The 18556-nt window shown below is 58.1% G+C and carries 13 protein-coding genes; 6 read left to right on the forward strand and 7 right to left on the reverse strand.

The features are described 5' to 3' along the window. Window positions 1-75: 75 nt before the first annotated feature. The 4 genes from H7A51_02500 to trpE form a co-directional block, all read right to left on the reverse strand. Window positions 76-1650, reverse strand: a complete 1575-nt coding sequence (locus H7A51_02500; GenBank protein MCP5535086.1) for a sulfatase — start codon at window positions 1648-1650, stop codon at window positions 76-78. A 117-nt stretch (window positions 1651-1767) separates the two neighbouring features. Next, entirely contained in the window at window positions 1768-6195 is a 4428-nt protein-coding gene (locus H7A51_02505; GenBank protein MCP5535087.1) for a hypothetical protein, read from the reverse strand. Window positions 6196-6495: 300 nt separating this feature from the next. Further along, window positions 6496-7059, reverse strand: coding sequence for an aminodeoxychorismate/anthranilate synthase component II (locus H7A51_02510; protein MCP5535088.1), 564 nt, complete (start codon window positions 7057-7059; stop codon window positions 6496-6498). A gap of 33 nt (window positions 7060-7092) precedes the next feature. Beyond that, a complete protein-coding gene (trpE, locus tag H7A51_02515) occupies window positions 7093-8625 on the reverse strand; it encodes an anthranilate synthase component I (protein ID MCP5535089.1) in 1533 nt (510 codons plus the stop codon). A gap of 233 nt (window positions 8626-8858) precedes the next feature. On the opposite strand from trpE, the gene H7A51_02520 reads away from it, so the two are divergent. From H7A51_02520 to H7A51_02545, 6 genes are all read left to right on the forward strand, one after another. Beyond that, entirely contained in the window at window positions 8859-10538 is a 1680-nt protein-coding gene (locus H7A51_02520; GenBank protein MCP5535090.1) for a chloride channel protein, read from the forward strand. Between the two features lie 170 nt (window positions 10539-10708). Further along, window positions 10709-13063 (forward strand): RNA-binding transcriptional accessory protein, encoded by a 2355-nt coding sequence (locus H7A51_02525; protein ID MCP5535091.1) that lies wholly within the window; start codon window positions 10709-10711, stop codon window positions 13061-13063. A gap of 109 nt (window positions 13064-13172) precedes the next feature. After that, window positions 13173-13409 (forward strand): RES family NAD+ phosphorylase, encoded by a 237-nt coding sequence (locus H7A51_02530; protein ID MCP5535092.1) that lies wholly within the window; start codon window positions 13173-13175, stop codon window positions 13407-13409. Between the two features lie 48 nt (window positions 13410-13457). Further along, window positions 13458-13796: an RES family NAD+ phosphorylase gene (locus tag H7A51_02535; protein MCP5535093.1), complete on the forward strand. Its 339-nt coding sequence runs from the start codon at window positions 13458-13460 to the stop codon at window positions 13794-13796. Window positions 13797-13889: 93 nt separating this feature from the next. Next, window positions 13890-14210 carry a DUF2384 domain-containing protein gene (locus H7A51_02540; GenBank protein ID MCP5535094.1) on the forward strand — a complete coding sequence of 107 codons (321 nt, stop codon included), beginning with the start codon at window positions 13890-13892 and terminating at the stop codon, window positions 14208-14210. A 20-nt stretch (window positions 14211-14230) separates the two neighbouring features. Continuing rightward, entirely contained in the window at window positions 14231-14569 is a 339-nt protein-coding gene (locus tag H7A51_02545; GenBank protein MCP5535095.1) for a hypothetical protein, read from the forward strand. A 31-nt stretch (window positions 14570-14600) separates the two neighbouring features. Here H7A51_02545 and glpX read toward each other — a convergent pair whose 3' ends face one another. The 3 genes from glpX to H7A51_02560 form a co-directional block, all read right to left on the reverse strand. Beyond that, window positions 14601-15659, reverse strand: coding sequence for a class II fructose-bisphosphatase (gene glpX, locus H7A51_02550; protein ID MCP5535096.1), 1059 nt, complete (start codon window positions 15657-15659; stop codon window positions 14601-14603). A 134-nt stretch (window positions 15660-15793) separates the two neighbouring features. Then, a complete protein-coding gene (locus H7A51_02555) occupies window positions 15794-16699 on the reverse strand; it encodes a GNAT family N-acetyltransferase (GenBank protein ID MCP5535097.1) in 906 nt (301 codons plus the stop codon). A 63-nt stretch (window positions 16700-16762) separates the two neighbouring features. Continuing rightward, window positions 16763-18505 (reverse strand): aminopeptidase P family protein, encoded by a 1743-nt coding sequence (locus tag H7A51_02560; protein MCP5535098.1) that lies wholly within the window; start codon window positions 18503-18505, stop codon window positions 16763-16765. Between the last annotated feature and the right edge of the window lie 51 nt (window positions 18506-18556).

Here is an 18556-nt window from a genome sequence, read left to right on the forward strand (position 1 = left end):
TGTTAGGTGTCAGCTGCCGCAGCGCGGATGATGCCTGGATGCACACCTCATTCGCTCCGCCGACGGGGCTGGTGTTTATTTCCCCTCCTGGTATTTGGGGTTGTACTTGCCTCGGCTGTGGAAGCCCTCGAACATGCGGGTGGTGGAATAGCGCGGGTAGCTGTCGAAGACCTCGCTGCCGGACATGCGGGGGTCGCCTTGGCGCGTGAGCCGGCTGTCGAGCTGCTCGCGGAGCCTGGCTTTGACGTCGGCGTACTGCGGCTCCCGGGCGATGTCCTTGAGGCAATGGGGGTCGGACTTGATGTCGTAGAGCTGTTCCGCGGGGCGCATGCCAAAGGCGATCTTGAAGAGCTCCGGGTATTTCCCGGCGTTTGTGAGCATGTAGCTCTTGCTGGGCGAGGGGTCGATATCCAGGTAGCCCGGATACATCCCGGCAAATCCGGGGGTGCGGTTGCGGCGGTCGTTTTCCGGGGTGACCGGCACGGGATCACCGAGCGGCCAGCGGTCCGGGGTGTAGTTTTTGATATAGAGGAAGTCCTTGCTGCGGATCGCGCGGGCGGGGTAGCCGAGGTTGTCCGGGCGGGCGTGGGTGTGGCGCTCGCGCCCGGTGAGCACGTAGTCGCGGTGCGGTTTCCGGTCGGCAGCCCCGTTGTTGAGCAAGACCGGGGTGAGTGACTTGCCGGTCATCTCCGGAGCGTCCTTCACACCGGCGAGTTCAAGGAAGGTGGGGGCGAGGTCGATCAGGCTGACGAGCTCAGCACATTTGGCGGACGGCTTGATTTTGGCCGGCCAGGCGATGGCAAGCGGCACGTGGGTGCCGAATTCCTGGAGGTTGGCCTTGGCGTAGGGGAAGGGCATGCCATTGTCGGCGGTGACAACCACGATGGTGTTCTCAAGCTCACCGGCCCGTTCGAGCTGCCGGAGCATGTTGAGCAGGTGGGCGTCGAAGTACTCTATTTCCAGCGCGTAGTCGAGCAGGTCCCCCCGGGTGGCTTCGCTGTCGGGCAGGAAGGCGGGGATCAACGCCTTGGCGAGGGATTTGCCGGACTCCACCCCGGAGCCTTTTTTATACGGGCGGTGGGGTTCGAGGCAGCCGTACCAAAAAAAGAAGGGCTGCCTGTCTTTGCGCTTGGCGAGGAAATCGGCGAAGTTGCCGGCGTAATCGATCGGGCTGATGGAATTGTTCGGCAGGTTCTTGACTTTTTTGCGGCTGTAGCCGGGGCCCACCGGGTTGCGTTTGCGTCCGCTGACGCGGTAGTTGCCCGGCCCCCAGGCTTTGCCGGTGTAGCCGATGTGGTACCCGGCGGCTTCAAGCTGGTCGGTGAAGGTGGTGAATTTTTTCGGAAACGAGCTGGCGTGGGTGCCGGCCTCCTCAAGCTGCCAGATGTTTTTCCCGGTGAGGATGGCGGCACGCGAGGGGCTGCACTGCGGTGCCGCGACAAAGGCATTTCCGAACAAAATGCCTTCACTGGCGACCCGGTCAAACGCGGGGGTCTTCACATTGACAAAGCCATAGGCGCCGGCATGGAGGAACGACTGGTCATCGGCGATGGCAAAAAGAATGTTCGGGCGGTCTTCCGCCTGCACGGTGACAGAAAGTATGGAAAACACGGACAGGACGGCGAGGCGGATGGCGGTCAGGAGTTTCATGGTTGTGGCGACGGGTTCCATAGAGGTTGCGTGGCGGCAGGTCAATTTCATAGCGTAGGGGGTGCTGGGAGGATGAGGATTTGCCGAGCATAAAACACATGGCCGCTCTCAGCGTTTTCAGCGCAGTTCGCGGGTTTCGGGTTTGCCGCGGTAGCGGTCGTCGGGGTCGTTGCTGCCGCGCAGCGGGATGGCGATCGCGCGCGGGGCGGGCAGGCCGGTGAGGGCGGGGTGCAGGGTGGCCTTGAAGGTGTCGATCATCTTGCTTTGCTCGCTGAGGCAGGCGGCGGTGGGGTCTTGCACGGTGACGGTTTGTTTGTCCTTGCGCCACATGATGGCGGCGGCGGTGGGGGTGGTGATGAGCGGGGTTCCCTGGGCGTTTTTGAGCTCGCCGGGGAGGTGGAAGAAGGCGTGGGTGGTGCCGTCACGGGTGTCGGTCACTGCCTGGAGTTCGCGGGTGTTCGAGAGCACCTCGACCGGCGCTTTGGCGAGCCATTGGGCGGGGTCGATGTGTTCCGCACGCATCGAGACGAGGTAGGCGCAGGAGGCGTCGACCGGGCGCGGGCCGTGGTCGATGGAGAGGTGCAGCACTTTGGCGGAGCGGTTCGGGATCTCGCCGCTGGCGATGGCTTGCGCGACGTGCGGGCGTGATTTTTCCGGGTCGCCGGGCACCGGGGTGAAGGGGTTGCGGGTGACGAGTTGGAGTTCGAGGTAGCCGGCGCCGGAGGTTATTTGCACCGGGTTGTCGGGTTGGTTGAGCGGGTCGTTCGGCTTTAGCTGGGCGGGCGATGTGCCGGCCTCTTTGCCGGTGGGGAGGATGAGGTAGGCGATGCCGGCGTGGGTGATGAGGTAGGGTCGGTCGATTTTCATCCGCAGCGTCTGGTCGCCGGATGCCAGCGGGATGGTTTTCGGCGATTGCCCGGGGGTGTGGATGGTGACCGGTCCGGTCCAGTCGGTCTGGTTGATGTTAGAGCGGATGGTGCAGTCGGCTGTCGGGTTGCGCGAGGCGTCTTTTTCGCGGTCGAGGAAGTTGATGCCGGTGTTGAGCACGGCGATGCCGTCGGTGAGGAAGGCGTAGAACTTGTGGGCGCTGGTGGCGAATTTGTTGTTCTCGAAGAGGAAGGCGGCGTGGCCGAGCTCGCCGTCGCTGACTCCGCCGGCGGCGTCACCCGCGCCCTTGCGGTAGCGGTCGAAGCTGTAGATCTCGTCATCGCACATGGTGCTGCCGGGCAGGGCGCGGTATTGCCAGAAAGAGAGATCGCCGGTGATTTTCCTGCGCTCGGCGATGGCACCGTTGGGGTTGTTACGGTGGATGTTGTCATACTCGTTGCTGCTGCGCATCAGGGTGTAGCTGCCGTCGCCAAAGTTCATATTCCAGAAACGGTGACCGGCGAAGGTTTCGGTCGGGCCGGAAAGTGGCGAGGTCATTTTGGAATCGATGTAATAGTCCTTGCGACGGTGCAGGGTAAGAAGGTTGCGGTAGAAGAAGTGGTGGCCGGTGATCGAGTTGTCGGGCTGGCTTTCGATGCGTTGTTTCAGCGCCACGAGCTGCTGGCGGGTGTCCGGGCTGTAGGCGGTTTCCGGCAGGGAGAGCAGTTTGTCGGCGCGGCCTAACAGGATGGATGCGTTGCCGTGGTGGGTGTTGTGGCGACCGTTGATGTGGAAGGATGAGGTGTTTTTGTAGAACACCCACTCGTAGGCGAGAAGGTAGTTGGCGAGGCGGCGGTATTGCTCCGGCGTGTAGCCCCAGGGGGTGCCGAGGCGGCGACCGTGGCTGACGCGGTCGAACCAGTTGATGCCGTATCCACCCATGTGGATATGCCGCCCGTTGGCGTTGTGAAATGCCCAGATGCCGTCGGCATGCAGGCCTTCGCCACGACCGGCGGCGTAGCGGAAGTGGGAGTCCTGGAGGCTGGCGGCGGCGTCGAGGGCGTAGGGTGAGTCGATGGCTTCGGCGCCGCGCCAGAAGTTGACCAGCAGGTTGTCGTTGTCGCCGTATCCGTCGTTGGTGCCACTGTGTTCCTCGGTAAAGCATGGGCGGGATAAGCAGGTGGAGGAAGTGTAGGAAACGAGGTCGGCACGTGTGGCGAGGGCTGCTTTTTGCAGGGCGGGGTGGTTTTCGCAGGTGCCGAGAAAGCCGCGCAGGCTGACGTGCAGGGTGATGAGTTTGCCGTAGGTTTTACCAAATCTGGGAGCCTCGATTTGCTCGGGTGTCTTGCGGATGAACTGCATGCGCGCGCGGATGAGGTCGAACGCGGCGGTGGCGAAGCGGAGGTCGCCGCTGTGACCGAAGGCCTCGGTGAGCGGGGTGAGTGCCGCGATGAAGTCTTCGTTGTTAGAGCTGTGTGCCTCGGGGTCGAAGGTTTTCAGACTTTCCAGGACGGCGAGGGTTTGGCCGTCGTCGCCGGTGCTGATGCGCAGTGTGCGGTAGTCGAAGTTGCCGACAAACTGCTGGTAGGGGGCGAGCCGCTCAGCCTCGACGCTGTGGCTGAGCAAGGCGGCGGGCACGTCGCTGAAGGCATCGTCGCCGGGTTTTTTCCAGCGCACCCGGAGCTCGGTTACCTCGGCTTCCGCCGGGTGGTTGAAGGTGAGCGAGACGGGAGCGCTGCCTGCGCTGAGATCAACCGTGAGGGTGGTGGTTTTTTCGCTGGTGGTGATGGTTTTTCCTGCGATGGAAAAGCGCACCGGGTGTTTGTGGGTGAGTTCGAAGGTGTAGCTGCCGGCTTGGTCGATGAGGAGCTGTCCGGCGATGTGGGCGGAGACCGGGTTGGATTTTTTCAGGTCGCCGAGCGGGAAATTGTGCGGGGTGCGGGCGGCGATGATGGTTTCCCGGTCGTCAACAAGCTGCAGGCTGGGCAGCACGGTGTGGAAGTAGGACGGGAGGGCAAACCACGGCTTGGTGACATCGTCGAAGGGCGGGGTGTGGATGGACGGGGAGGTGCGGAAGGCGGGGTAGCTCAGGTGGGTCAGGCCGGTGGGCCAGCTGGCGTGGGGGACGAAGGCTCTGTCGGCCGGGATTTCGCCGGGCTCGCCGGGCAGCCGGATGATTTTGGCGAGCAGGCCGGGGTAGAGCGGCGGGGTTGCGGCGTCGAGTTTGAGCTGATAGGGTTTTTCGTTTCCGAGGATGTTAGAGGCGTCGGAGAAGCGGGCGATGAGTGAGAGGTCGCTGCGCAGGGCGTGGAAGGTGAGCTTGAGATCGGCGGCGGGGCCGTCGAACCAAGTCATGCCGCTGGCGGCGTCGGTGAGGGTGAGGGACTGGCCGGGGGCGTGCTGCGCGGCGGTCAGGGTGAGGTATTGCCCCGGGGTGATGGTGGTGGTTTCACTGATGGGTTCGCCGTTGACCGCGAGGGTGGCGGGGGAGGCGCTGACGGGTGCTCCCTGGATGACGCCGAGGGTGTAGATGGCGGTGGTGAGGGGGAGGTTGGCGAAGTTGATTTTGCCGTCCGCGGTCGCGGAGGTGGTGGCGACTTCCTGCCAGGGGGCATCGGCGGTCGGGCGGGACAGCAGGGCGTAGAACCCGTTTTCGCCGAGGTAGTTGGCGGGGATGGTGTCGGATTGTGCGAACGAGAGGTTGGCGGTGGTGTTCTCCGGGGTGCTGAGGTGCCAGCTGCGCCCGTTGATCAGGGTGATGCCGGAGTGGACTTCCGAGATGTCGAAGGGAGCGGCTGGGGAGGCGGCGAGGTAGCAAGGGGTTGACTCGGCGGGGTCGGTGAGCTGCAGGGTGAGGCCGGCGGAGCTGACGACTGCTTGGTCGCGGTTGGCAAGCGTCGGTTGCTCGCGGTGCGGCGCGGGGTAGGCGGAGTTGTTGTCGAGCTGCCACCAGGCGCGGAGTTGTTGTGAGATTGTTTTGCGCTGGATCGGGGTGAGGTTTTGGTAGGCGGCGATCTGGCCGACGTGGCCGCGGAACTGGTTGCCCGCGTAGCCGCCGCCGAAAGTGGTGGCGGCGATGTCGGACTTGATGGTGGCGGCGGGGATGCCGTTGATGGCGATGTTGGTTTTGCCCTCGCCGTCGGGGTGGAACTCGATCAGGCGTGGTGCGTCCTGTGCGAGGTGGGCATCCGGGGCGATGTTCTGGTGGTTGCTGCCGCCGGTCCTGGTTTCCGAGCGGAACCGGGAGGTGTTGTCCTGGTGGTGCTCGAGCATGATAAAATTGTCGTAGGCCCTCGCTCCACCGGCGATGAGACCGTAGCTGGACTGCTCGGCTTTTTCGGGTTTGACGACGAGGTAGAGGGAGGTGTCGTTGAGGGTGAACGGCTTGGTGAACGTGGCGTAAGTCATCGCAGTCCACGGCAGGCCGCGCTCGTCCGGCTCCGGGAGGGTGGTGGTCACTAGGGCCTGGGACAATGGGGTGGCGCCGCCGCCGTTGAAAAGCGCGGTCAGCGGAGCGGGCGCCGGGAGAGTGAGCGGCTGCGCAGCAGGGACGGGGCGGGGTTTTTCCGCAGGTTTCTCGTCAGTAACCCCTGGAGTGGCATCAAACAACCAGGGGTAGATGATGTAGCCGAGGGCAAAGAAGGCGAGAAAGAGGATGACTTTAGCGGGGAACTTCATAGTGGGATAACGCAGATTGTCAGGATGGTGACCGCAGATGCTTGGTGAGTGTTATGGATCATGGGCTTTGGTCAACCAAGATACTCGGCCGTTGGATGAAATTGTTCTCCCTGATGCGGATAGGGGTGATTTTCCATCGACTTGTCCAATTGTGGATACTTTTGCCACCACCGGGCAAAACTGCGCTGGTAGAATGCCGATGTGTGGCCAGCGTTTTTTATCAGACAGATGGTGACACCCGCCATCAGGTAGCCTGCGGCCTTCGATCTGTAGGCGACCAGCTCCCAAGGCCTTCGATGACTAACAGGTCAGGAAGTTTTCCAGCATCTTCATCCCGTCCTCGGTGAGGATGGATTCGGGGTGGAACTGGACACCGTGGATGGGGAACTCCTTGTGCATCAGACCCATGATGGTACCGTCCTCGGTTTCGGCGGTGATCTCCAGGCAGTCGGGGAGCGTCTCGCGCTTGACAATCAACGAGTGGTAACGGGTGGCGGTAAACGGTGAGGGGAGACCGGCGAAAACGCTTTTTCCCGTGTGGAAAACGGGGGAGGTTTTACCGTGCATGAGTTTCTCCGCGCGGATGACCTCGCCTCCGAAGACCTGACCGATCGATTGGTGCCCCAGGCAGACTCCGAGGATGGGTGTTGTTTTTCCAAACTCACGGATCACATCGCAACTGATGCCTGCCTCGTTCGGGGTACAGGGGCCGGGAGAGATGCAGATACGCTCCGGGGCCAGCTCATGGATCTCGTCGAGCGTCATGGCGTCGTTGCGCACCACCTTCATCTTCGTGCCAAGCTCGCCGAAGTACTGGACGAGGTTGTAGGTGAAGGAATCGTAGTTATCGATGACGAGCAGCATGAGAATAGTGAATGTAGAATAGTGAATGGTGAATTACCCGGTTTGACGAATCGTTTTTGCTAATCCGATGGCGCGGATGATGGCCATGGATTTGTTGACGGTTTCTTCGTATTCGTAGGTGGGATTGCTGTCGGCTACCACCCCGGCGCCGGCTTGCACGTAGGCCTTGCCGTCTTTAATGAGGCAGGTGCGCAGGGTAATACAGGAGTCGTGGCCACCATCCCAGCCGAAGTATCCGACCGCACCTGAGTAGGAGCAGCGTTTGCTTTTTTCCAACTCGTTGATGATCTGCATGGCGCGGATCTTGGGTGCCCCGCTGACGGTTCCCGCTGGAAATGTGGCGCGGAGGACATCGTAAGCCGAATACTCATCATCGAGCTCGCCGTGGACGTTGGAAACAATGTGCATGACGTGGCTGTAGCGCTCCACGATCATAAAGTCGTCCACGGTGACGCTGCCATGTTTGGAAATACGGCCTACGTCATTGCGGGCGAGATCGACCAGCATCAGGTGCTCGGAGCATTCTTTTTCGTCGGCTAACAGGTCCGCTGCCAGGGCGTCATCCTCTTCCTGGGTTTTCCCCCTCCAACGGGTTCCGGCGATTGGCCGGATATCGATCCTGCCGTCAATCGCCCTGACATGCACCTCGGGTGAGCTGCCGACCAGTGAGAAGCCGTCGAGCTGGAGGATGAACATGTAGGGGGACGGGTTGATATGGCGTAGGGCGCGGTAGAGGTCGACCGGACTGCCGGCGAAATCAGTTTCAAAGCGCTGGCTCGGCACGATCTGGAAGGCGTCGCCTGCGGCGATGTATTCCTTTGCCTTGACCACCATGGCCACGTATTCCTCCTGCGTGGTATTGCTGGTGGCCACGGGCGTCTGGAATTTTGCCAGACCATTGAGCGGGGAGATGTGAAGCTCGGTATCGAGTTTGCCGATCAGTTCCCCGATCCGTGTGCATGCATCCCGGTAGGCGATATCCGGAGTGCTGAACTCATCGACAAAGGCGTTGGCCACCACGATGAGCCTGCGCAGGCGGTGGTCGAAAATAAGCAGGGTATCCGCGATGATAAACAGGGCATCAGGCAGGCCGAGCTCGTCTTTGGCCGCAGGGCCGATGCTCGGCTCGAACTGGCGCACGGCGTCGTAGGAGAGGTATCCGACCGCACCCCCGTAGAATGGCGGGGCGTTGCCATGGCTGACCGGCAGGTAGTTTTCCATCAGCTCTTCGAGCTCGGCGAGGATGTCTTTATCCGCTGTCCACGTCCTCACCTCATCACCGTCGGTATGGGTGATCTCGTGTCCTTCCGCCTTGATGACGGCACGTGGGTTGCTTCCCAGAATGGAATAGCGGCCGCTGTCGCCGGTGCTTTCCGCGCTTTCAAAAAGAAAGGCCTCACCCTCACCGCTGATTTTGACGTAGGCGGAGAGAGGGGTTTCGAAGTCGGCGGCCAACTGAGCATAAACGGGTACGACATTGCCCTTTTCCGCAAGCTTGCGAAAATCATCGATGGTTGGATTGACAGGTGGTGTGGTCAACGCGGCAAAGCATGGCGGGAAATTCATGAGGCGCAATGGAAAATCGTGGCAGAATGATGCAATTTCCAAAATAGATGGGTAAAAAGTAAATGCTCACTGGACGTTTTGTGGTGAGTGATTATGAACGCCCTGAAACGATGTCAGTATCCCGGAGGAACTGGACGACGCGGATCTCCGATAGGTTACGTGTCCGATTAAATGACCGCCAACGCTTTCTATTGGCGTGTGTGGTCTGTGGGTTGCTGTGTGGATTGCTGGCGGTGGCTTTTCACCTATCGATCCACTACACGTTCCAACAGCTATGGAGATTTGCGACGATCCAGGTGGAAACGTGGCAGTTTATCCTGGTCATGTTGACCGCTCCCGCCGTGGGGGGATTGATCTGTGGGCTGGCGATCCGGTACTGGGTGCCGGGTGCCGTTGGCAGTGGAATTCCCCAGACCAAGGAGGCCTATTACAATAAAGGCGGCCATATCCAGACATTTACCGGAGTCTGGCGTGTGGTGCTGGGCACTCTCTATGTGGGTCTGGGAAATGCCCTGGGACGTGAGGGGCCGATGGTGCACGCGTCGTCGGCGATCGCCTCGCGTATCGGGCGGTTTATCTTCATAGACCATGAGCGGGTCAGGGCGATGATCCCGGTCGGCATGGCTGCCGGTATAGGTGCGGCATTTAATGCGCCCTTGTCCGCGATCACCTTTGTTTTCGAAGAGCTGCTTGATAACTTTTCCACCAAAGCAATCGGCGGTATGGTCGTGGCCGTGGTGATTGCCGCAGCCGTTTCCCGGTCAATCCTCGGTGAGGAGCCGGTGCTCTCGACCCACCTGTCGCTGCATTATGAAACGGCCATCTGGATGCTGGTGGCCATTCCGTTAGGTGCGATCGCAGGCGTGCTGGGACATTTTTTTGTGGGCTCCATCATCCACTCCCGGCGTTGGGTGAGGACGAAACCATGGCTGCGCCATTGGTATGCCCCGGGCATCGGCGGCCTCATCTGTGGGGGGCTCGGATGTATGGGTTGGTGGGCGACGGGGCTCGCAGGCAATGCCCAGAGCGGCGTTTTCAGTATCGGTTACGAGTCGCTGGAGGCCGCGTTTGAAAACCAGCTGGTCATCACGGTGCTTGTTGTCTTGCTGTCTTTTAAATTCATTGCCGTGGTGGTGAACTACAGCACGGGCGGCAGTGGCGGGCTGTTTTCACCGACGCTCTTTCTGGGTGGCATGCTTGGTGGGGCGGTGGGTATTGGACTGGTCGAGTTTCACCATTACTCGGGGCTTTTGGAAATGGCTGATGAGTCTCAAATCATCGGCGGCTGTGTCTTGCTGGGGATGGGTGCCATGTTTGGCTCGGTCATCCGCTGCCCATTTACCTCGATTATCATCATTTTTGAAATGACCGGCAACTACTCGCTGATCCTTCCCCTGATGGGGGGCAACATGCTCTCATGGGCGATAGCCAGGAAGCTAAGGCCCATCGCCATCTACGATGCCCTGTTGCTCGACGACGGGGTTTCCCTCAAGCGGATGCCCTCCTACCGGGGAGCCCGGGATTACCGGAACCTGCCCGTGCGGGCGATCATGACCCACGATGTGGTGTCGGCGCATAGCTGGGAGTCCGCAGAGAAAAACCTGTCACACCTCGCCCGCTCCGGTGTCTACCATCACGCCTACACCGTTGTCGATCAAGAGGGACGCTTTACAGGAATCGTGACCTACCATGAACTGAGGGAGTGTGATCCCTCCATGACGGTAGCGGAGATCATCGCGGATCAGGAAACCGTCTCCGTTGATCCCGATGTTTCGGTTCGGAACGCTTCGCGGTTGATGATCAAACACGATATCCAGCAACTGCCGATCGTCAGTGCCTCAGACAAACATCGCTTGCTGGGAATACTCACCCTCAACGATATAGCGCGGCAGCAAAATGCCTCGGAGCTCTAGCTGCTTTAAACTCCAATCCCGCAGCCGCGGGTTCCGAATCCCAAGGAGGGCTGGCTTCGCCTGGGGAGGTTTTTTGTTTTGTGCACCTTTCGGGCTGCCGAAAATTTACTTCATTTTATCTTTTCCTGATGAGTGATTAAGGCAGACTCCCGCCGCCCCGAATATTCACTATGAGCAGTATCGATTCTTCCCACGTTTTTGTCTCCCGCATCGCCAGCGAACTCTCCCTGAACACAACTCAAGTCGCGGCCACCGCGAAAATGTTTTCCGAAGGTGCTACCGTCCCCTTTATCGCCCGATACCGGAAAGAGGCGACCGGTGGTATGGACGAAGTCCAGATCATGAACGTGCGCGACCGCCTGGTGCAGCTTGCCGATCTCGAAAAGCGACGCGAAGCCATCATCAAGAGTCTCGATGAACGTAAACTTCTCTCCGCTGAGCTGAAAAAGAGCATCGCCGAGGCGGAGACGATGACTCGTCTGGAGGATGTTTTTGCCCCCTACCGCCCCAAACGCCGCACCCGTGCGACCATGGCGAAGGACCGCGGCCTTGAGCCCCTGGCTGATTTCATCTGGGACAACCGCCAGAATACCACCGCCGACCCCGTTGCCGAGGCTGAAAAATTCATCGTCAAAGACGCAGACAAGGAGAAGTCCGTGCCTCTGGGAGTCGATGCCCTGGCTGGTGCCCGCGACATCCTGGCCGAGCGGTTCAGCGATGATGCCGACGCCCGCTCCGAGCTGCGCGAGCTTATTCTGAAAGAAGGCACCGTCACCTCCAAGGTGATGTATGGAAAAGAAAAAGAGGAAGGTGCCCAGAAGTTCAAAGACTACTTCGAGTGGAGTGAGTCGTTTGCCACCGTGCCGTCCCACCGTATGCTGGCCATGCGCCGGGGTGAAAAGGAAGGCTTCCTCTTCATGCGCATCCAGGCCGACGAAGAACGTGCTTTGACGATCCTGCGAGGTCGCTTTGGTGTTACGAACAGTGGTTCGTGCGCGGAGCAACTCGACCTGGCTATCGTCGATAGCTACAAACGACTGCTGGCACTTTCCCTCGAGACGGAATGCCGGATGAAGGCGAAAAAAGACGCCGACATCGAAGCCGTGCGTGTCTTTGCCGATAACCTGCGCGAGCTTCTGTTAGCCTCGCCGCTCGGTCAGCGACCCATGATTGCCATTGACCCAGCATTCCGGACTGGCTGCAAAACGGTTGTGCTCGATGCCCAGGGAAACCTCCTATTTGATTCCGTGCTCTATTTTACCACCAGCCATGCCCAGGCGATGGAAGCGGTTTCAGTGCTTCAGAAAATGGTGGAAAAATTCAACATCGAAGCCATTGCCATCGGAAACGGCACTGCGTCCCGGGAGACAGAGGCCGTGGTTCGTGCCGCCGGGCTTCCCAAGTCGGTTGCCATCGTTGTTGTCAACGAGTCGGGCGCGTCGATCTACTCCGCCAGCGAAGTGGCACGCGAGGAATTTCCTGATAAGGATATCACTGTGCGGGGCGCGGTATCCATCGGTCGCCGCCTCATGGATCCGCTCGCTGAGTTGGTAAAACTCGATCCCAAAAGCATCGGAGTCGGCCAGTATCAACACGATGTGGATCAGAATTTATTAAAAACCGGTCTCGACGACACCGTGGTCAGCTGTGTGAACGGTGTCGGAGTGGAAGTGAACACCGCGTCACGTCAGCTGCTCGGATACGTCGCCGGACTGAACTCAGGTATCGCTTCTAACATTATCGCCTACCGCGCGGAGCACGGTCCGTTCAAAACCCGGGATGAACTGAAAAAAGTCCCCCGGCTCGGCGATGTCGCCTACGAGCAGGCGGCCGGTTTCCTCCGCATCCGTGGCGGCACCCACCCGCTTGATGCATCCGCCGTTCACCCGGAGCGCTACGCCCTGGTCGAGCAGATGGCCGCCGACCTCGGCTGCGATGTGCCCACGCTCATCCGTGATGCCGATGCCCGCAAGAGGATTGATCTGAAAAAATACGTCAGCGACGAAGTCGGCCTGCCCACACTCAAGGACATCATCGCGGAGCTGGCCAAGCCAGGTCGTGATCCACGTGCCCAGTTCGAGCTGTTCACCTTCGCCGAAGGTGTCAACAAACCCTCCGATCTCACCCAAGGGATGAAACTTCCCGGCATCGTGACCAACGTCACCAATTTCGGTGCCTTTGTCGATGTGGGTGTCCATCAGGATGGTCTGGTGCATATTTCCCAACTCGCCGATAAATACATCTCCGATCCCGCAGAGGTCGTCAAAGTCGGACAGAAGGTCCAGGTCACCGTGACCGAAGTCGATCTCAACCGCAACCGCATCGCGCTCTCCATGCGTGCCAATCCCGAACTGGCCGGCCAGGGCCAGCCCCGTGAAACCCGCACCACCAACGCGCCGCGTCGCAATCATGGTGGAGGTGGTGGGCAGCCCCGCCCAAACAACGGTAGCGGTAGTGGCGGAAACCGGAACAACAATTCCTTCGGCGGCAATTGGTTCGATCAGGCGGTGAAAAAAGGAAAATAGTTACCCTGTTTCCTGCATAAACGTGGTGAGATGTCAACCTGTTGCTTGAGAAAGCTTGGTTTTTCATCGCTCAGCCTATCAGATTATGATCTGCTGTTAATCCTGAGCTATGAAACACAACCCGAGATACGATGATATCTTCAAAGCTATTGCTGAACACAAGGACACGCTGATTGTGCCTTGGCAGGGTGAATGCTGGCGGTTTCAAGCAGCCTCGTATCCGACAGGAAAGGAAATACTCAGCGGTCAGGGTGCCTATGTGAACGGAGGACGGTGGAACGCAGCTGGAACAACCCAGGTAGTTTATGGCAGCACTTCTGAGGAAGTAGCACTGAAAGAAGCCTAGGCAAACGATGATTACTTCGGTTTCCCCACACGTAGCCCCCGTATATTGGTGTGTATTTCACTCAAACTTCGCCGCGTAATTGACCTTACAGATGCAAAGGTTCAGCGACGGCTTGGCTTGGTGCTCAAACATCTAAAAGAAGAGGACTGGAGAAAAATTCAGGATGGTGGTGCCGAAAGTTTAACTCAAACAGTAGGGCGTGCAGCTTTTGATTCGGGCGTAGAGGCTCTCATCGCCCGATCCTCTGCTGTCAGAGGAGGTGTGAATACCGCTTATTTTCCTGCTAACAAAATGAAGTCGAGTCAGGTATCCATCTACGATCAAGAGACGCTGGATCGGATGTTATGCACAACAGCGAAACAATGGAAGGTGCGCAAGAAGCCATAATTTGATGAATTGTTTCTTGCAAATATACAGGAAATAGTGCACGTATTAACCATGGCTACGATAAAAGAGAACAAACCTCGAACAGCGACATCCATGAAGATCCGGGCATTACAGGATCGCTACGGGTTCACTCAACCCGAGATTGGCCGGCTTAGTGGTTACGCTCCTCGTTCTATTGCCAATTGGCTCGGTGGGAAAAAAGTGGCCCCGCCCGCCCGCCAGAAATTTACCGAGCTTGATCGTCTTCTCTCCGCATTGGAAACCCTTGTGCAAGAAGCCTCGGAGGTTGCTGATTGGTTAGATGAACCCAACAAAGCCTTCGAGGGATCCACACCCATGCAGGTTATCGAACGTGGAGAAAGCGACCGCATCTGGCGCATGATCTACTTTCTCGAATCTGGTGAGCCTGGTTAAAATAGCCACAGAATATTGCCATGATGCCCTACGAACAATATGAGCAACAGGCCGTTATCGCTCATTTGGGGAAATTAAGTAGAGACTTCAATGTATGGTCTGAATGGATTGATGCTATACACTCGGAAAGGGAGGCGATTGCTAATTTGATACGACTTCGAAATGAGATGAGTCACCCAGATTTCATTCTCGTTCCTGAAAAGATTCATCAATCAGATCAAGAGTTTGAGGTTTTATTGACTCGTCTTATACCGAAGCTTCGTGCCGCAGTGATGGGTGTTGACTTGCTTCTGCACAAGTCACGTTCTCCAGCGGGAGTTAGAGATGCGCGTTGGCGATCATTTGTCTCGTCGCGATAAGCGGCAATCAGTTAATCGCTTGCATGGGCTGTTACCCCATCCTGGTTTCCTGATGTGTGGATCGTAAATGGATGGTCTTGGTCCTGAGGTCGTGGTGTGCCTCGATAAAGCGAACCGTTTTACTCCGAATACGCATCAGTACCGAGTGGGTGATGGCGGTATGCCCGTCGACGTGGACGCCTTTCAGCAGGGGGCTCGGACTGATACCGGTGGCTGAAAATATAATGTTGTTCCCCTTTGCCAAATCGCGGGAACGGAAAATGGTGTCCAGTTTGTCACCCCAGCCACTGGCGATGAGTTGCTGTTTTTCTGCCTCGTCGGCTGGCCAGATTTTGGCTTGCTGGCCGCCGCCCAGGCAGCGTAGACCTGCTGCTGATAGAACCCCTTCGGGTGATCCGCCAATGCCCGCGTAGAGGTCGACGTCAGTACTCGGTAACGACGGTGCCATGGCTGCCGTGATGTCGCCGTCCGCGATCATGCGTAGCTTGCTGCCGATGCTGCGTATTTCTTCGACGATGTGCTCATTCCGTGGCCGGTCTAACACCATGACCGTGATGTCCCGGATATTTTTGCCAAGGATTTTGGCGGAGATCTTGATGACCTCTGAAATAGGGGCATCCACACTGATGGGTAAGGAGGGGTCCTTGATCCAGGCCTGGCGCACGGCCTCGGTGTACGACAGCTTGTTCATGTAAAATGCCGGGATCTCCTGGAGCGCGCAATCCTCACCTTCCTCGGGGATGGCGGCTGCGATGCAGCTGATCGAGTTGGGCATTCCCTTGGCGACGTTTGTCGTGCCGTCGACCGGATCGAGGGCAATATCAAAACTCGGGCTGCCTTCTGACCAGGTGCCGACTTTTTCCCCTTTGAAAAGTCCGGGTGCTTCGTCCTTGATACCTTCACCGATAACGACCTCGCCACGAATATCCATCAGGTCGAACATGCCTCGGATCGCATCACAAGCTGCATAATCGGCTGATTCCTTTTCACCGCGCCCCATCCAATGAGAGCTGTGCAAGGCCGCGTTTTCAGTGGCTCTTAGAAACTCGAATTCAAGGATACGCTCTTCATCTTTGGGGATCATACTCATGGTTTGGCCAGTTGGTTGTTGATTGCATGGAAGCCGTTCAATGGCTCGCATCATACGCGGATTACATCCGGATGCGACCCTATTACCTGTCATAAGGAAAACCGACCCTCCTCCTGCGGTCTCCAAGCCTTTGACTAACCTGTCTCCGGCATGAATGTTGGCATGACGACACCCGTGGTCGTGATGGACTCGCCAAGCACTTGTGAGACGTGCAGTTCCAGGTTCCGGGCACCGAGCCGGTAGAGTCGGCTGATCAGCCCGGCTTCGTCCGCAGGAACCAGAAAAACCGGTTGTCGCCCCGGCGCGCGTTTGTGGTGGGCGAGGATCAAGCGGAGAGCTACCTGCCAGTTGCGGCAGACTCCAGGGCCTAACATACAACTGGCTGGATGGTTGATTGCCGTGAGGAACCCGGTGATAGTTCCACCTTCCTCGCACACAAGGGTATGCCAGACACCTTGTTGGTTTGTGATGAAGTAGCGGTAGTCTTTTTCTCTTCGGATTCCGGTGAGAGCCATTTCAAGATCCGCCATTTGCCGGGTATCATCGATGGTGGCCCCACGTATGGTTTCTGTTGCGCCTGGAACATCACCGGTATCGGGTGGTTTGGGAAACTGCATGTCCTGATAGAGTGCAAGCGGTGTGAACCCGGCCTTGGTATAGAGTGAGTAGGAATCCAGGTTCATCGCGCTGGAAACGAGCCTTACCGGCATGCCCTCCGCCCGTTTGATGATTGCATCGAGCAGTGCCCTCGCCACACCCCGGCACGCTGCCCCGGGGTGGACATTCATAATGCCCAGCGAGACGTGTGTTTCCCGGGGATGATAGAAACAACTACCGACGATGCCTCCGTCGTCAGCAACCGCGACCAGGCAGCACCCCGGGTCCAGATCCTCGTAGACATCGGTAAAGAGGCGGCAGTCACCCGCTTCTCCGGGAAATACCTCAAAGCCACGGTTTTTCTGATACCAGTGATTGGTGCTCTGATGGATCAGTAACGCGACTTGATCGCGCTCGTCATCACGCATGGGGCGTATGGTCATGCTTGTATCCTAGACCAAGGATCGCGCTCTGGCCAAGTCGTTTGATGGCGTGCTTGACGTGTGTTAAACCTCCAGGGGACGACATTCGTTTTTCAACCACTCTTTTTCCTCCTCATTCAACAATGGGGAGAGTTTTTCAAACACCTCCACATGGTAATTGTTGAGCCAGGTAATCTGGTGCGGCGGAAGCATGGACGGCTCGATCAGATCGGTGTTGATCGGGCAGAATGTCAGGTTTTCAAATTTAAAAAACCGACCAAACGCAGTCTCCCGCGCCAGCACCGTGTGGACCATGTTTTCAATGCGGATACCATGCTCGCCAGGACGATAACAGCCTGGCTCGATGGTGGTGATCATGCCCGGTTTCATGACCTCGGTGGAAATTCCGGAAATATTCTGCGGCCCTTCGTGCACTTCCAAGCCAAACCCGACTCCGTGACCCGTGCCGTGTTTGAAATTGCGCCCATGACGCCAGAGTGCCTGACGGCAGATGCCATCGAGTTGTGCGCCGGTAGCACCTTCGGCAAATACTAACAGAAGCAAGTCAAGCATGCTGCCAAGCACCGCTGTGTAGTCTTCCTTTTGCTGTTGGGTCGGCTCACCCATTGGGATGGTTCGGGTGGTGTCGGTGGTGCCGTGGACAAAATTTCCACCCGAGTCGATCAGGAAGATGCTTTCTAACAAAACGAGTTTATCGGTAGTTTCATCCACCGAGTAATGGTTAAGGGCACCATCGGGGCCGTAACCCATGATGGACTCGAAGCTGACGTGACGGTAGCCGGTAACCTCAGCGCGGAAGGCCTCGAGTTTACGGCTGGCTGATAGCTCGGTAACGGTGATCCCATGATTCAGGCTGCGGTATAACCAGGTGTAAAATTTTACCATCGCAGCCCCATCGTCAATGAGCGCTTGTTTCAGGTGCTTGACCTCGGTTGCGTTTTTAATGGCTTTCAGGTCAGTGACGATAGCGCGGCCTTCAACCTGCACACAATGCTCCGCTGCCTTCGCAAGGTGATAACTGATGTAGGCCGGGACCAGAAGTAGGCGTGTGGATGGATCGAGGGATTTTAAAACAAGCTCCACCTCGCCGTAGTCTCTGATCGTCACACCGGCGGATTCAAACCTCGCCGTCGCTTCACCGGTGAGTTTATCGGAATCGACAAAAAACAGCACCTCGTCCATCGTCACCAGGGTGTAGCAGTAGGGGGTTGGGTTGGCAAAAATATCTGTTCCACGGAAATTGAGTAACCAGCATGATTCGTCTGTGCGCCCCAGCAGATGGGCACCGATTTTCAGCTCCCGCATTTTACGGCGGACGGCGGTGATCTTCTCCCCGGTGCTTTGTCCGGCGTATTGGTCATCCACCAGAAACAACTCACCCTTGGGTGCTGCGGGGCGGTCGGTCCAGATGGTTTCTATCAGGTCGAGGTCGGTTCTGATTTTGAAACCGGCGAGTTCGAACGCCTTAATCCATTTTTTGGCCTGATTGAGATCGGTGTCCGCGCCGTTGAAGGCGACGGTTTTGCCGTTTTCGAGATTAGCTTTCAGCCAGTCATCGATGGATAGGACACCCAGATCACTCATGCGCATCAGTTCAATCCCGGTTCCTTTGATGGCATCCGAGGCAATTTCGTAATAACGGCTGTCTGTCCAAAGCCCACACCAGTCGGGGGTGATCACCACCGTACCAGCTGAACCCTTCATGCCAGTGAGCCATTGCCGACAGCACCAACGCCCGGCCACGTATTCGTTATGATGCGGGTCGGCGTTGGCCACGATCAGGGCATCGATGTTTTCGTCCGCCATGGCAGCGCGGAGGCTGGAAATCTTATCATTCACTTGCACGACAAAAACAAA

The sequence above is a fragment of the Akkermansiaceae bacterium genome (assembly GCA_024233115.1).
In the GTDB taxonomy this organism is placed as follows: Bacteria; Verrucomicrobiota; Verrucomicrobiia; order Verrucomicrobiales; family Akkermansiaceae; genus Oceaniferula.